The organism is Geobacillus sp. GHH01 (assembly GCF_000336445.1).
GTDB lineage: Bacteria > Bacillota > Bacilli > Bacillales > Anoxybacillaceae > Geobacillus > Geobacillus zalihae.
In genome coordinates this window covers 229,001-242,784 of record NC_020210.1, presented here as the reverse complement: position 1 = coordinate 242,784, position 13,784 = coordinate 229,001, and the positions used below count along the sequence as shown (strand labels likewise).

Below are 13,784 nucleotides of genomic sequence, written 5' to 3'. Positions count from 1 at the left end.
AACTCGAAGATGCAGCGCTCGTTACTGAGCTAATGGCTCATAGTCAAGTATACACTCACAGTGAACGATGTCCCTTCCTCTGCTAGCATATTCGAAGATGTCGGATGCGTCGGGACAACTCGCAGCGAACTCGAAGATGCAGCGCTCGTTACTGAGCTAATGGCTCATAGTCAAGTATACACTCACAGTGAACGATGTCCCTTCCTCTGCTAGCATATTCGAAGATGTCGGATGCGTCGGGACAACTCGCAGCGAACTCGAAGATGCAGCGCTCGTTACTGAGCTAATGGCTCATGTATTTAACACATAAAAATGGCTGGGCCAGCTGGATTCGAACCAGCGCATCACGGAGTCAAAGTCCGTTGCCTTACCGCTTGGCTATGGCCCAGCGATTTAGTGCAATGGCGGTCCCGACGGGACTCGAACCCGCGATCTCCTGCGTGACAGGCAGGCATGTTAACCACTACACTACGGGACCACAAATCGCGGGGATCACCCCGCGCTATTCAGTGACCCGTACGGGATTCGAACCCGTGTTACCGCCGTGAAAGGGCGGTGTCTTAACCACTTGACCAACGGGCCACGCATATACGTATTGGAGTGGCGGAGAAGGCGGGATTTGAACCCGCGCGCCGTAAAGCCACGACCTAACGGTTTAGCAAACCGTCCCCTTCAGCCACTTGGGTACTTCTCCAAAGAAATGGCTCCGCAAGTAGGATTCGAACCTACGACCTACCGGTTAACAGCCGGTTGCTCTACCGCTGAGCTATTGCGGAATGATGAAAAAATTATATGTCATGCATATCTTTACGATGTGCTCGTTGCCTCTTCCTCTGCCAGCTAATTCAAGAAAGCGAGATGCGTCGAGGCAACTCGCAGCCAATTCGAAGATGTGAGGCTCGTCGCTGAGCTATTGCGGAATGATGTTTGACAATCGACATTGTTTATTATATTGAGCAACTTGTCGTTTGTCAATACGTTTTCCCGCAACTTCCTCTGCTGTTTTCCGCCGTTTAGCGACGGCTTTTATAATTTAGCACACGATCATCCTGATTGTCAACCTTTTTTCGCAAAATGTTTTGTTTGATTATTGGCATTGACTGGACATTATAGTTTAACAATTCCTGACGAAAAGGCAGCTTGTCTATTTTCTCGACTGACGAACACCAAGGCGTGACGGAAGAACGAACAACCACCCGCTTCACAGACCCATGCATGGGTCTGAAAGCAGCATTGTTCAGTCGCCCGACAGTCGATCAAATGCCGAGGCTATGGAAAAGCTGCAAATGTTAAAGTTTCAAATTGCATCTACTCTGAAAATACCTGAGCTTCAAAATGTGTAAAACTGTAATATTCGACATAGAGATATTTTCATCCTTCCGATGGCAACCAAATTTTTCTGTCATGGAAGCCTAGGATCGTTTGAGCTTGCTTCGGCAGCGGCCGCAAACATAACGGTCTATGTTGATCCGTCTTTTGCGGCGGTAGGTGAGGCCGCATGACGTGCAAATGTATGTGTAGATCGTTTTCGGCGCTTTTGTATTTCGAGCAAGCGGACGACAATAGCGAGGCGCCCCCACTTTTTGCAGCAGTTCGCGGAAGTCGCGGTCGCGGTGGCGGTAGCCTTTTCCCTCAAGGTGCAAGTGGTAATGGCAAAGCTCGTGTTTGATGATGGCGATCAATTCTTCCTCGCCGAACTGCTCGTAATGTTTTTTATTGAGCTCAATGTTGTGCGTTTGCAACATGTAGCGTCCGCCGGTGGTGCGCAAACGAGGGTTGAAGAAAGCGGTATGGCGGAACGGCTTGCCGAACACGCGAATGGAAATTTGTTCGACAAGGGCTTGCAGCTGCTTTTGGTCCATGGCGGGTCTCTCCTTCATCTTTTGGCACAGGACAATTCACCATTACATACACATATATTACCTTTCCACTGTCAGGGAGGTGACTGATTTTGCCTACATGGCTGAAAAATCAGATGAGACGAGCCTACTATGAGAAAAACCGTGAGCAAATTAAACTGTTGAACCAATGCTGGTTTTTTTATCGGAGAAAACACTGCTCCTAAGGCAGTGCTTTCTCCATTTCACTCTTTCGGCGGCACCATCGACAGCGATATTCTTCCCTTCGCCACATCGACATGCTCGACCCATACTTTGACGACGTCGCCGACCGAAACGACATCGAGCGGATGGCGCACGTATTGTTTGCTTAGTTTGGAAATGTGCACGAGCCCGTCCTGTTTGACCCCAATGTCGACAAAGGCGCCGAAGTCAACGACGTTGCGCACGGTTCCTTCCAGCTCCATGCCTGGCTTCAAATCTTCCATCTTCAACACATCTTTGCGTAATAGCGGCTTGGGCAGCTCGTCGCGCGGGTCGCGCTCTGGGCGGCACAACGCGTCAATGATGTCGCGCAACGTCAGTTCTCCGATGCCGAGCTCGGCAGCCACCGTCTCGACCTCGATGGCTTGCAGCGCCTGGCGCAGTTCATCACTGCCAATGGCGGCGGTCGTAAATCCTAACTTACGCAACAGTTGCTTCACTTCCGCGTACCGCTCGGGGTGAATCGGCGTGCGGTCAAGCGGTTCGTCGCCATCAACGATGCGCAAAAAACCGATGCACTGCTCGTACGTTTTCGCTCCGAGCCGAGGAATCGTTTTCAACTCTTCGCGGTTGCGGAATTTCCCTTGCTCTTCGCGACGCTTGACGATGTTTTCTGCAACGGTTTTCGTGAGCCCGGACACGTACTGAAGCAGGGAGACGGAGGCAGTGTTGACGTTGACACCGACTTGATTGACGACCGTCTCGACGACGAAACGAAGCGACTCGGCAAGCTTTTTTTGCGACACATCGTGCTGGTATTGGCCGACGCCGACCGATTTTGGATCGATTTTGACAAGCTCGGCGAGCGGGTCTTGGACGCGGCGGGCGATCGAGACGGCGCTCCGCTCTTCGACTTGCAGGTCGGGAAACTCAGCGCGTGCAAGGTCGGAAGCAGAGTAGACGCTCGCTCCTGCTTCATTGACAATCAAATAAAAGATATCGCGTTGCACATGCTTCAGCGTGTCGGCGACAAACTGTTCGGTTTCCCGAGATGCTGTTCCGTTGCCAATCGCGATCATATCAACGTGATAGTCATCAAGCAGGCGAAGAAGTTTCGCGCGCGCCTCTTCTTTTCGCTCTTGCGGCGGATGCGGATAGATCACATCAATGCGAAGCAGTTTCCCCGTTTCGTCGACAACGGCGAGCTTGCACCCAGTCCGATAGGCTGGGTCGATGCCGAGCACCGTTTTTCCTTTGAGCGGCGGCTGGAGAAGCAGTTTGCGCAAGTTTTCAGCGAAAATATGGATGGCCCGCTCCTCCGCTTTCTCCGTCAACTCGTTGCGGATGTCGCGTTCAATGGCAGGCTCCATCAGCCGCTTGTATCCGTCCTCGATCGCTTCTGCCACGATGGGAGCGGCCGGGGACGATTCATCAGCGACTGTTTTTCGCCGCAAATAGCGAATGATGTCCTCAACAGGCGCCTTGATCGAGACGCGCAGCACCTCTTCCTTTTCACCACGGTTTAACGCCAACACGCGGTGCGGAACGATTTTAGCCAGGGGCTCCTCGTAGTCGTAGTACATTTCGTACACACTCTTTTCGTCCTTTTCCGGCGCTTTGGCAACCGAAGCAATCGTTCCTTTCCGCCGCGTCTCGTCGCGCACCCATTGACGAAGAGCAGCGTCATCTGCCACTTTCTCGGCGATGATGTCTTTCGCACCTTGAAGCGCCTCTTCAACGGTTGCGACTCCTTTATCTTCGTTGACGAACATTTCGGCCTGTTGTTCCGGAGTTGGGGCCGGTGGACACGAAAGGAGCCATTCGGCAAGAGGTTCAAGCCCTCTCTCTTTTGCGATGGTTGCTTTCGTGCGCCGCTTTTGCCGATACGGGCGGTATAAATCTTCGACTTGTTGCAACTTCGTGGCCTCAAGAATGTCGCGCTTTAACTCTTCCGTCAACTTCCCTTGCTCGTCAATGAGGCGGAGCACTTCCTCTTTCCGTTGCTCTAAATGCTGCAAATACTCCCATCTCTCAAGCACTTCACGAATTTGCACTTCATCGAGCGCCCCAGTCATTTCTTTCCGGTAGCGGGCGATAAACGGGATCGTGTTTCCTTCTCGATGGAGCGCAATGACGTTTTCGACTTGCTTTGCTGCCAGCTGCTGCTCGGCGGCAATGACTTCAATGAGCCGCTGTTCGTTAGCCAAGCGATTCCCTCCTTAATGATATGGGACTTGAACGCTCTCCCACCTACGCTAACGCTTCGAGGTGGAAGTGGGGGATGAATCGGTTTAGGATAATAAAAAAAGCGCTACCTGTACGCAGCTGCTTTGTGAAACAGTATACATAGATGAAAATGGAAGGACAGACCGTTCCGGGAAGACCGATCTGCCCGTCTCACCAACGTGAACACTCGATAATCAAGACCGATGCCGCACGTCAACGCCGCTTTCCCCATCCGCTCGGCCGCCCGTTGGCAACCGAAAACGCCGTTTCTCCTGTTCGCTGTTATGCCAAAAGCAAAGGTTTTTCGCTCTATCAAAAGTCGATCAGTCCTAAGCTAATTTGCAGCGCCTCATCGACTTTATCCATCATTTCATCGTCCAAATGAGTGATTTTATCGGTCAGCCGTTGCTTGTCGATCGTGCGAATTTGCTCAAGCAAAATGACCGAATCGCGTTCAAACCCGTAGCGTTTCGCGTCAATCTCGACATGCGTCGGCAGCTTCGCTTTTTGGATTTGCGCCGTAATCGCCGCGACAATCACCGTCGGGCTAAAACGATTGCCGATATCGTTTTGGATCACCAACACGGGGCGCACGCCGCCCTGCTCCGAGCCAACAACCGGGGAAAGGTCCGCAAAATACACGTCGCCACGTTTGACAATCAAAGCATTACCCCCCGCTAACTAAGCGTTCAACGGTGTGGTCGGCCTCGTATTCAGCATGAAACGCTTCAGAAGCGATAGATAAATTGATTTTCGCCATTTCCATGTAGCCTCGTCTCATCGCCTCACGAATTTGCCGTTTCTTCCGCTCGCGAATGTACATTTTCGTCGCTTGATAAATGAGTTCATTGCGGTTGCCGTTTTCCTGCTTTACGAGCACGTCCAGTTCTGTCAGCAGCGACTGCGGCAAACGAACGACGATTTCCGCTGTTGCGCCAGATTCCGACACAAATATACACCTCCACGAACTGCAGCCATTGATTGCTTCCACTTCATGATACCATTAAACAACGGCGCTGCAAAGTCATTTCTCCATTTTCTATCCTTTGTCTTCCGAAGCAGATTATGCATCGCTTCATCCGCGGCCAACGGCGTTTCTCACTTCCATTATACGCTTATTTCGGAAAAAAATACGGGGCACCCGGTAGCTGATCGTGCACGGCACTTCATAATTGATTGTGTCCAAATGGCGGGCGACATCATCGATGGAAATGACTTCGTCCCCTTGGCGGCCAATTAATGTCACCTTCGTCCCGACAGGCAGCGGCTCAGGCAGGCGGATCATGCATTGATCCATGCAGATACGGCCGACGATCGGCGCCCGCCGCCCGCCAACAAGCACATGAAAGTGCTGCAACCTTCGCAGCCAGCCGTCCGCATAACCGATTGGAATCGTGCCGATCCACTCTTCCGTCTGCGCGGTGTACGTCGCACCGTAGCTCACCTTTTCGCCTGGTTGCAGTTTTTTGACGTGTACAAGGCGGCTATGGAGCGAAAACGCCTCTTTCAATTCGTATGGGAGGAGCGGCTTGATGTCCGGCGATGGGGCGAGCCCGTACATCGAAATGCCAAAGCGAACCATGTTGAACGCTCGATCGGAAAAACGAAGGGCCGCCGCGCTGTTGGCGCAATGAACGAGCGACGGCCGCGACGGCAGCCAGTCAAGCATATGCAAAAAGCGGGCGTATTGATAAGAAAAGTAATCCGTATTCACTTCATCAGCGGTCGCAAAATGCGTATACACCCCTTCAAGCACAAAGGGCGGATGGCGATCGATCAAGGCCGCTATTCGCTTTGTCTCCTCTTCGTCTTTCACCCCAAGCCGTCCCATTCCCGTGTCCATCTTTAAATGGAAATGAATCGGGGTCGAACCGTTATACAGCGATGACGCCTTCTCGAGCCAATCAGAGCGAAACACGGTTAAGGCGATGCGGTGTTCGGCGGCCAACGCCACATCCTCGGGACGAGACGCCCCAAGCACTAAAATCGGGGCATCGATGCCTTTTTTTCGTAAGGCAAGCGCCTCGTCCAAAAAGGCGACGGCCAAGCGGGAAGCGCCCGCTTCGAGCGCCGTTGCCGCCACTTGGGCATCGCCGTGCCCGTAGGCGTTCGCCTTGACAACGGCCATAATTTGCGTACCCTCCGGCAAAAAGCGGCGCAAATTCGCGACGTTGTCGTAAATGGCGTCCAAATCAATTTCCACCCACGTATCGCGGTGAAACTCGTCCATCCTCTCTCGCTGCCTTTCTAGTCATAGCCAGTTTGAAAGCGCTTGAATCGATTGGATTCCTTTTTTAGTTTACCATGTTCCTAGGGAAGAAGGAATAGGATGAGCGGCGGAAAAATGAGAAAAACGGCGGAAAACATTGGAGATCGCAACGATTCGTCCACTGGCCTGCCTTCACTGCTTCTGCACAAAAACAAAAAGCAGCTTCTCCGCTTCAACGCGGAGAGCCGCCTGTTTGCAAATCCGCACTGTCATTTTGCCGCTTTTTCTTGCACGGAGCTGGCGACCATCACCATTTCTTCCGGCGTCAAATCGTCCGAGGCGAGCGTAAACTCCGCCCCGTTGTACCACCATGTCAACGTTCGGTCGGTGAGGGCGCCAATGGTGAATCCTAAATCAACCGGGTCGCCGTTGACAAGAACTGGCATGCTTGTCGCCGGAAGCACATCCGCTTTTTCTTGCACGAGCGTAAACGATTTTTTGCCGCCGAATGTCATAATGACGCGCGTGCCGTTTTCACCTTTCACTTCTTTTTCCTCAAGCGCTTGAACCCCTTTCGGAAGCTGACTCGGGTACATGACGGCCATCACTTGCTCTTTTCCTTCGGCCATCGTTGGCACCTCAAGACGGGCGCCAGTCATGTTTTTCTTTGTATCAAACGCGTCATCATCAAACTTTTTGTTAAACTCGACGTTGGAAAATTCGACCGTCAACAGCGCTTTCCGGTCCGTATCCATCACTTTGACCGAGACGGGCGCCAAATCTTTTTTGCGCAGTGTAATCTCTTGGGTTGGAACGACTTCGCTGTTCGGGTAGTTCGTTTTCGTCTCAAACACATAGTAATCGTCCGTCGCCTTAAACTTCGCCTTCGAATCGCTCAAAATGTCTTTGACGAGCGATTCGTACAAATACGCTTGGCTGCTGTTTTTCGGCCAATCGCTCACAAACTTGAAGGTTTTGTTGAGCGCCGGCGTGAAGACGAACACCCCTTCGTCATTGCGCAAAATCATTTGGCTTTGTCCTTTGTCGGCGTTTTTCAAGCTGACGCGGTAGTAGGACGGCTGCTTGTGCCACACTTCGACATGATACACTTGCGGCTTTTCCCCGGTGCGGAACGTCATTTTCGCCTCAGCCTGATAACCCGTCATCTCATCGACCTTTTCATCAAGCGCCTTCAGCACCTCTTCCTGCGATTTCGACCCGCAGCCAGCCAAAGCAAACAGAAAAATGATGCCGACCAACGCCATCAGCACGTTTCTGCCCATCGCTTCAACCCCTTTGCCTCATATATCGATTTCTACCCATGCACTACAATATATGAGACAACTTTCGGGAATATGCAGACTAGCCATGGCAAGCATCAGCCGGCGTTATCGGTCAAGACGCTCAATGACGACTTGGGCGACGGCGTAATCGCGGCTATGGGAAATGGACAGATGAACCGTCTCGCCATCGCGGCGGGCAGCAATGCTCGGCTTTCCGTGCTCATCGGAAACGATCTCGATGTCTTGAAACGATAGATGCCGCCCGATCCCCGTTCCGAGCGCTTTGGCGTACGCTTCTTTCGCCGCAAATCGCCCAGCGAGAAACTCTGCCTGTCTTGCGGGCGGCAACTCGCCAAACTGCGCTTTTTCACGCGGCGTCAAAATTCGCTCTGGAAATTTGCGGCTCCGCTCAAGAAGGGAGCGGATCCGTTCCAACTCTACAATATCAATGCCAATGCCGACGATCACTGCTTCCTCACCTATCCTATCCGCCCTGATGGTCCGACAAATTTTTTATGAGAGACCCGCATAAGATGGCTTATAAAAAACGCCCCATTTCCGCGAAGAAGGGAGACCAACCCGTGTTTCAACATGCAAGCGATGTCCGCTCATTTGTCCGCCTTTATCCCGTCGTTGCCGCCTTATTATTGGTCCATATCGCCGCATGGCTGTTGTTTTCTCTTCCCTTGACAGCGCTTGAACCCATTTGGCAATACGCCGTCGGGACGAACGGCGCGATCCGCCATGGAGAGTACTGGCGGCTTGTCAGCCCAATCGTGCTCCATCGCGATTTCCACCATATGGCCGTCAACAGTTTGTCCTTATGGCTGTTTGGCCCCTGGCTGGAGCACGCACTTGGGAAAAGAAAGTTTTTGTTTCTGTATATCGGAGGCGGAATCGGCGCCAATGTCGCCACTTTATTCCTTCTGCCGCCGCTGTACACCCATGTCGGGGCGTCGGGCGCCATTTTCGCCTTGTTTGGCATGTACAGCTACCTCGCCCTATTCCGCCGCGACTTAGTCGCCCCCCGCCACGCCCAGTTGCTGCTTTCGGTCATGGCGGTTCATTTGCTGCTTGGCATCATGACACCAGATGGGAATTTATTGGCCCATCTATTTGGCTTCGCCGTCGGCGGCCTGCTTGCCCCCTTTTTGTCCATCCGCCCCAAGCGGCCGTCGTTTTACATGCCTCGGCTATGAAAAAACGGCGCTTAATGCGCCGTAATCCGCCGTTTCTTCGTCCGGCTGCGGGCTGAGCCGTCCGGGCGGCCGCCCCGTTTTTTCTCCCGCTTGACCGCTAAAGGCGGTTCTTCCGTCAATTGCACCGGCGTCGTATCCGGCTCGCGCGTCAACATTTTCAAGCAGGCAGCGACAATCGTTACCGAATCGTGCTCTTCAAGCAATTCTTCCGCTGCCCGTTTGTAAAATGACAGGTTTTCGGTCTCCACGACGTTGAGAAGCTTTTCGATCGCGATACGCTGTTGGCCTTCGAGCGCCTCATCAAGTGTCGGCGGCTTCATCCGCTCCATTTTCCGCTTCGTCGTCCGCTCAATATGGTGAAGCTGGCCGATCTCCCTTGGAGTGACAAACGTCATCGCCACCCCTGTCTTGCCGGCGCGCCCGGTGCGCCCAATCCGGTGGACATAGCTTTCCGGGTCTTGCGGAATATCAAAGTTGTACACGTGCGTTACGCCGGAAATATCCAAGCCGCGCGCCGCAACATCCGTCGCCACTAAAATTTCAATCGCACCTTCCTTAAACTTGCGCAGCACCGACAGCCGTTTCGCTTGGCTTAAATCACCGTGAATGCCTTCCGCTGCATAGCCTCGCAAGTTGAGCGCCTCCGCCAGCTCATCGACACGACGCTTCGTGCGGCCGAACACGATCGCGAGCTCCGGCGCCTGAATATCAAGAAGCCGCGTCAAAATGTCAAATTTCTTTTTCTCGTGCACTTCTAAGTAGTACTGTTGAATGTTCGGCACGGTCATTTCCTTTGCCTTCACTTTGACAAGTTCCGGCTCGTTCATGAAGCGCTCGGCAATGCGGCGAATCGGATCCGGCATCGTCGCCGAGAACAGCAACGTCTGCCGCTCGGCCGGCACATGGCTTAAAATCGCCTCAATATCTTCGATAAAGCCCATATTGAGCATTTCATCCGCCTCATCGAGAACGACCGTATGCACATGCTCAAGGCGGAGCGTCCCGCGGTTGATATGGTCGATAATACGGCCCGGCGTCCCGACGATCACGTGCGGATGTTTTTTCAAAGCACGGATTTGCCGCTCGATATCTTGACCGCCGTAAATCGGCAAAACGCGCACGCGCTTGACGGCGCCGATTTTGTACAGCTCTTCTGATACTTGGATGGCGAGCTCACGCGTCGGCGCGACCACAAGCGCCTGAATGGCGCCGTTTTTCACATCCACTTTTTCTACGATCGGAATGCCAAACGCCGCCGTTTTCCCCGTTCCGGTTTGCGCTTGACCGATTACGTCTTTATTTTGCAGACTGAGCGGAATCGTCTTTGCTTGAATCGGAGTCGTCTCTTCAAACCCCATCCGCTCGATCGCTTTCATCACTTCTTGGCTTAATCCTAATTCTTGAAATGTCGTCAATGTTATTCAAACTCCTTATAAAAAATCGTCCCTTTATCCGAGAGAAAGGTTTGACAGTTATCATACCATGTTATGCGGTGATTTGCAATGATGGGCATGGGCAGCGCGCAAAAATGTTTCCACCTCAGCAAACAGAACGTGCCGATCGATACTATGACAAACATGATGGAACGAATTGGGCAAAAGCAACAGCTTTTTTTCCGCCGATCCAATCTGCTCATATAAATAATAGGCGCTTTTTAGCGGCACGATCCCATCTTTTTCTCCTTGCACAATGAGCGCGGGTGCCGCGACGCGCGGAAGTCGGGGACGCACATCGCGGACGAGTTTGCGAAACTCCCTGACAGCTGAAAACGGCGTCGCCATCATTTTGTTTCGATAGCGGAGAAACAGTGGGTGCTCCCGCGCTCCTTTCCATCCATTGGCAAACATCTCGCGGATGTCGCGCCATAATTGGCGCGGGTTGACATAGTAAAACGCAGCGCTTAGCAGCACGAGTTTGGCGACCGGGTATTTTTCCGCCAAGTAGACGGCGATCACTCCACCCATTGAAAACCCAATGACATACACCACACTGCAACGGTGATGGAGCGCTAAAAACGCTTGTTCCGCCGCTGCGATCCATTGGTCGTATGTAATTCCTTTCAACCGCAGTTCGCTTCCGTGGCCCGGCAAGGTCGGCGTTTCGATCATCCAATCGGTCCGCTCCCGCAAATAATCGGCCAGCGGCGCCACTTCTTCTGGACTTCCCGTAAACCCGTGAATACATAAACAGCCGATCATCATTTCCACCCCCGCCCGAATGAAAAGCGGCGCCTGTGACGCCGCTTTTAGTTTCTCTCGGGTTGCTTGATGTTACACCCAATATCGAAGCAACTCTTCCAATTTCATGCCGCGCGATGCTTTCAATAAAACAATGTCATCCGAAGTCGCGACGGAACGCACGGCCTCGGCCAACGCTGCTTTATCGTCGAACTCCCTCACCCGTCCATCATCAAAAAATGGGGCGGCCGCCGCGGCGATATGGTGCGCCAGCGGCCCGTAAGTGAACACATAGTCCACCATTCCCGGCCGCAGCACCTCCCCGATCTCTCGATGAAACGCCACCTCTTCGTCGCCAAGCTCCAACATATCGCCCAATACGGCGATTTTTTGCCGGTAGCCGCCTAATTCCCCAAGCAGCGTCAAGGCGGCGCGCATCGATGTCGGGCTGGCATTGTAGGCGTCATTAATGACGGTAAAGCCATATTTCGTCTTGACGACTTCCGTACGCATGCGCGTCACTTGCAGGCGGGAGAGAGACGCATCAATGCCTTCCCAATCGATGCCGAAAAAGCGGGCGACCGCAATGGCGGCGAGCGCGTTGTACACATGATGCTTGCCTAATACCGGCATAAACAGCGTCCGGCCGGGGAGCGCATTGATGACAAACGATGTTCCTCCCGCTTCAATGCGCACATCGGTCGGATAGTAATCGTTCTGTTCGCCCGCCCCGAACGTCACGACATGGCGGGGAAGCGGCAGCTTCGGCACGCGCTCCGTCAAGAGCGGCTCATCGCCGTGGTAGACGAATAAACCATCATGGTGCAAACCCGCCAAAATTTCCAACTTCGCCTTGGCGATGCCTTCCCGCGACCCGAGCTCCTGCAAGTGTGCTTCTCCGATATTCGTGATGACCGCTGCGTCCGGACGGGCGATCATGGTCAGCCGCTCGATTTCGCCAAACCCGCTCATCCCCATTTCGACAACGGCCATCTCCGTCCCTTCGTCAAGCGAAAGAAGCGTCAGCGGCACGCCGATGTGATTGTTCAAGTTCCCTTCGGTCTTTTGCACTCGATAGTGGGTTGAAAGCAGCGCGGCAATCATATCTTTCGTCGTCGTTTTGCCGTTGCTGCCAGTGACGCCGATCACCTTCATTCCAAGCTGCTCGCGGTAGCGGGCGGCGAGCCGCTGCAATGCCAAAAGCGTATCATCCACAACGACCACTGGCACACCTTCCGGCGGCGTTCCTTCCCTTTCCGCCCACAGTACGGCGGCGGCTCCTTTTTGCACCGCTTCTTGCACGAAATCGTGGCCGTTAAAGGTCGCACCGCGCAACGGAACGTACAAGCTGCCGGCTTGGATCGTCCTTGTGTCGGTTGACACACCGCTTACGACCATATTCTCCCATTCCGGCTTTAAACACTGTCCGTCAGCCATTTCGGCGATTTGCCGCACTGTCCGTTTGATCATCGGCTCTCACCTCTTTTCTTTTTTGAACGTGTACGTGATCGTCTGCTTTTCTTGATGTCGTTCCAATGCGAGCGCGATAAGCCGTTCAATCAGCTCCGGGTACGGCACACCGCTGTGCTGCCAAAGAAGCGGGAACATGCTGTATGGCGTAAAGCCTGGCATCGTGTTCACTTCGTTGATATAAACAGCGCCATCTTCGGCGAGGAAAAAATCGACGCGCGCAAGTCCAGACAAATCCAGCGCCTGAAACGCCGTAATGGCCATTTGTTTGATCGTCTCATACTGTTCTTTCGTTACGTCCGCTGGGATGATCAATTCGGTTTGCCCGTCTTCGTATTTCGCTTCATAGTCGTAAAATTCCTTTTTGGGAACAATTTCGCCAACGACCGAACAAATCGGCTCATCATTTCCGATCACGCCGATTTCAATTTCGCGGCCGACAATCGCCTCTTCAATAATAATTTTTCGGTCATACTGAAATGCCTCGATAAATGCGGCTTTTAAATCGCCGCGCTGCTTGCATTTGGAAATGCCGACGCTCGAACCGGCGTTGGCTGGCTTGACAAAGCACGGGTAGCCAAGCTCTCGTTCGATCCGGTCATACACCGTCTCGCCTCTTTTTTGCCAATCGTACTTCGTCACGGCGATATATTTTGCTTGGCGCAACCCGGCCTGCGCAAACAAGTTTTTCATCATCACCTTATCCATGCCGACCGCGGAAGCAAGCACCCCGTTGCCGACATACGGAATGTTCAATATCTCAAGCAGCCCTTGCACCGTTCCGTCTTCACCGTTCGGCCCATGCAAAAGCGGGAAAATGACATCGATCGTTTCCTCGTTTCCTCCCGCAGCCGAATCGGCAGCCGGAACTTGGTTCAAGGAAACCGGAATCAAGGCGGTCGCCGCCGAAGTGAATTGCAGCTGCTTGATTTCCTCGATCGGTCCGGTCAGTTGTTTGCCCTTGATCCATTGACCTTCCGGTGTAATATAAATCGGAATGACATCGAATTTATGAGGATCAATGGCGTTCATCACCGCCATCGCCGTCGACAACGATACTTGGTGCTCCGGTGATTTGCCGCCGTATAACACGCCAACTCTCGTTTTCATCATCGTTCCTCCTCTTTCCTTGGCCATCGTTCCTATTGTAACACGTTTCGCGCCCAACGGTCTGATAT

General features: G+C 53.1%; 13 protein-coding genes and 5 tRNA genes. 2 read left to right on the top strand and 16 right to left on the bottom strand.

The window, feature by feature from the left end; translation table 11 throughout:
* Positions 1–313: 313 nt before the first annotated feature.
* The 6 genes from GHH_RS01305 to GHH_RS01280 form a co-directional block, all read right to left on the bottom strand.
* Positions 314–388: transfer RNA gene (locus GHH_RS01305), tRNA-Gln, on the bottom strand.
* Positions 389–402: 14 nt separating this feature from the next.
* Positions 403–478: transfer RNA gene (locus tag GHH_RS01300), tRNA-Asp, on the bottom strand.
* 32 nt (positions 479–510) lie between these two features.
* Positions 511–582: transfer RNA gene (locus GHH_RS01295), tRNA-Glu, on the bottom strand.
* A 19-nt stretch (positions 583–601) separates the two neighbouring features.
* Positions 602–694 (bottom strand) — tRNA-Ser (locus GHH_RS01290).
* Between the two features lie 7 nt (positions 695–701).
* A tRNA-Asn gene (locus tag GHH_RS01285) sits at positions 702–776 on the bottom strand.
* Between the two features lie 636 nt (positions 777–1,412).
* Positions 1,413–1,862: a SprT family protein gene (locus GHH_RS01280; protein WP_013144047.1), complete on the bottom strand. Its 450-nt coding sequence runs from the start codon at positions 1,860–1,862 to the stop codon at positions 1,413–1,415.
* Between the two features lie 89 nt (positions 1,863–1,951).
* Between GHH_RS01280 and cmpA the strand changes: the two genes are divergently transcribed.
* Positions 1,952–2,065 carry a cortex morphogenetic protein CmpA gene (gene cmpA, locus GHH_RS18695; protein ID WP_013144046.1) on the top strand — a complete coding sequence of 38 codons (114 nt, stop codon included), beginning with the start codon at positions 1,952–1,954 and terminating at the stop codon, positions 2,063–2,065.
* An 18-nt stretch (positions 2,066–2,083) separates the two neighbouring features.
* Here cmpA and GHH_RS01275 read toward each other — a convergent pair whose 3' ends face one another.
* The 6 genes from GHH_RS01275 to acpS all read right to left on the bottom strand — a co-directional run bounded on the left by GHH_RS01275 (position 2,084) and on the right by acpS (position 8,228).
* Positions 2,084–4,249: a Tex family protein gene (locus GHH_RS01275; protein WP_015373792.1), complete on the bottom strand. Its 2,166-nt coding sequence runs from the start codon at positions 4,247–4,249 to the stop codon at positions 2,084–2,086.
* Positions 4,250–4,580: 331 nt separating this feature from the next.
* A complete protein-coding gene (ndoA, locus tag GHH_RS01270) occupies positions 4,581–4,931 on the bottom strand; it encodes a type II toxin-antitoxin system endoribonuclease NdoA (RefSeq protein ID WP_003253417.1) in 351 nt (116 codons plus the stop codon).
* 4 nt (positions 4,932–4,935) lie between these two features.
* A complete protein-coding gene (locus tag GHH_RS01265) occupies positions 4,936–5,217 on the bottom strand; it encodes a CopG family ribbon-helix-helix protein (RefSeq protein WP_011229742.1) in 282 nt (93 codons plus the stop codon).
* A 126-nt stretch (positions 5,218–5,343) separates the two neighbouring features.
* Complete coding sequence (gene alr, locus GHH_RS01260) at positions 5,344–6,498, bottom strand: alanine racemase (protein ID WP_015373791.1); 1,155 nt, start codon at positions 6,496–6,498, stop codon at positions 5,344–5,346.
* Between the two features lie 248 nt (positions 6,499–6,746).
* On the bottom strand, positions 6,747–7,760 hold the full coding sequence (locus GHH_RS01255) for an outer membrane lipoprotein carrier protein LolA (protein ID WP_013144042.1): 1,014 nt from the start codon (positions 7,758–7,760) through the stop codon (positions 6,747–6,749).
* A gap of 105 nt (positions 7,761–7,865) precedes the next feature.
* A complete protein-coding gene (gene acpS, locus GHH_RS01250) occupies positions 7,866–8,228 on the bottom strand; it encodes a holo-ACP synthase (RefSeq protein ID WP_015373790.1) in 363 nt (120 codons plus the stop codon).
* Between the two features lie 113 nt (positions 8,229–8,341).
* On the opposite strand from acpS, the gene GHH_RS01245 reads away from it, so the two are divergent.
* The gene (locus tag GHH_RS01245; RefSeq protein WP_011229737.1) at positions 8,342–8,959 is read left to right on the top strand and encodes a rhomboid family intramembrane serine protease; all 618 of its coding nucleotides are present in this window, start codon (positions 8,342–8,344) and stop codon (positions 8,957–8,959) included.
* An 11-nt stretch (positions 8,960–8,970) separates the two neighbouring features.
* Here the strand turns inward: GHH_RS01245 and GHH_RS01240 are convergent, their stop codons facing one another.
* The 4 genes from GHH_RS01240 to GHH_RS01225 form a co-directional block, all read right to left on the bottom strand.
* Entirely contained in the window at positions 8,971–10,374 is a 1,404-nt protein-coding gene (locus GHH_RS01240) for a DEAD/DEAH box helicase (protein WP_013144041.1), read from the bottom strand.
* Between the two features lie 60 nt (positions 10,375–10,434).
* Positions 10,435–11,157 (bottom strand): carboxylesterase, encoded by a 723-nt coding sequence (locus GHH_RS01235; RefSeq protein WP_011229735.1) that lies wholly within the window; start codon positions 11,155–11,157, stop codon positions 10,435–10,437.
* 72 nt (positions 11,158–11,229) lie between these two features.
* Entirely contained in the window at positions 11,230–12,606 is a 1,377-nt protein-coding gene (gene murF, locus GHH_RS01230) for a UDP-N-acetylmuramoyl-tripeptide--D-alanyl-D-alanine ligase (protein ID WP_015373789.1), read from the bottom strand.
* Positions 12,607–12,612: 6 nt separating this feature from the next.
* Complete coding sequence (locus GHH_RS01225; RefSeq protein WP_015373788.1) at positions 12,613–13,716, bottom strand: D-alanine--D-alanine ligase; 1,104 nt, start codon at positions 13,714–13,716, stop codon at positions 12,613–12,615.
* Positions 13,717–13,784 lie beyond the last annotated feature (68 nt).

Excerpts from the sequence above, each read along its gene's own strand:
- GHH_RS01235 (WP_011229735.1), bottom strand. The coding sequence starts at position 11,157 with ATGATCGGCTGTTTATGTATTCACGGGTTTACGGGAAGTCCAGAAGAA.
- alr (WP_015373791.1), bottom strand. The coding sequence starts at position 6,498 with ATGGACGAGTTTCACCGCGATACGTGGGTGGAAATTGATTTGGACGCC.
- murF (WP_015373789.1), bottom strand. The coding sequence starts at position 12,606 with ATGATCAAACGGACAGTGCGGCAAATCGCCGAAATGGCTGACGGACAG.
- GHH_RS01255 (WP_013144042.1), bottom strand. The coding sequence starts at position 7,760 with ATGGGCAGAAACGTGCTGATGGCGTTGGTCGGCATCATTTTTCTGTTT.
- GHH_RS01225 (WP_015373788.1), bottom strand. The coding sequence starts at position 13,716 with ATGAAAACGAGAGTTGGCGTGTTATACGGCGGCAAATCACCGGAGCAC.
- GHH_RS01280 (WP_013144047.1), bottom strand. The coding sequence starts at position 1,862 with ATGGACCAAAAGCAGCTGCAAGCCCTTGTCGAACAAATTTCCATTCGC.